This is a genomic window from Saccharomonospora iraqiensis subsp. paurometabolica YIM 90007 (genome assembly GCF_000231035.2).
GTDB lineage: Bacteria > Actinomycetota > Actinomycetes > Mycobacteriales > Pseudonocardiaceae > Saccharomonospora > Saccharomonospora paurometabolica.
Genome location: NZ_KI912238.1, coordinates 34,237 through 34,911 on the forward strand (window position 1 = coordinate 34,237; position 675 = coordinate 34,911).

A 675-nucleotide genomic window follows, 5' to 3' on the forward strand; every position below is an offset into this window, starting at 1 on the left:
GCCGGGTCCGCGACCTCGTCCCCCGCGGCGGTCCGCGCCGTCTCACCGGTCCGCGCCGTCTCACCGGTCCGCGCCGTCTCACCGGTCCGCGCCGTCTCACCGGTCCGCGACCGGTCCCGTGCTGTCTCGACCACGCTGTCGACGCTAGGGAGCACGGAAGCGACGCGGCAGGTCGAATTCCCGGCGCTGTGGACAGCGGCGAGGCTGTGCACAACCGGCACACGAACGGTCCGTTCGTCGCCCGACGGCCGGGTCTGCCGCGGGTCAGCCGGCAGAGCGTTGCACCACCACGCCGAGCACGCCCGGTCCGGTGTGCGCACCGATCACCGCGCCCAGCTCCGACACCACACACCCGCCCGGGGAAGGCAGGCACTCGTCCAGCCGGGACGCCAGCCGTGCGGCCCGTTCCGGGGTCCCCAGGTGGTGCACGGCCAGCTCGACCTCCCCGTCACCGGCCGCCGCACCGGCCAGGTCCACGAGCCTGCCGACCGCGCGCTGCATCGTCCGGACCTTCTCCAGCGGTCGGATCTCGCCCTCGGCCATGTGCAGCACCGGCTTCACCGCCAGCGCGGTGCCGAACAGGGCCGCGGCGTGCCCGATCCGGCCGCCGCGCCGCAGGTGCTCCAGGGTCTCCACGGCGAACAGCGTCGCCGACCGCCCGGCCGTGGCCACGGC

1 protein-coding gene is annotated in these 675 nt (G+C 75.6%); it reads right to left on the minus strand.

Annotation, left to right across the window (positions count from 1 at the left end; genetic code table 11):
- Positions 1 to 264: 264 nt before the first annotated feature.
- The coding region (locus SACPADRAFT_RS27350; protein WP_007027873.1) for a DegV family protein at positions 265 to 675 on the minus strand (411 nt) is incomplete at its 5' end.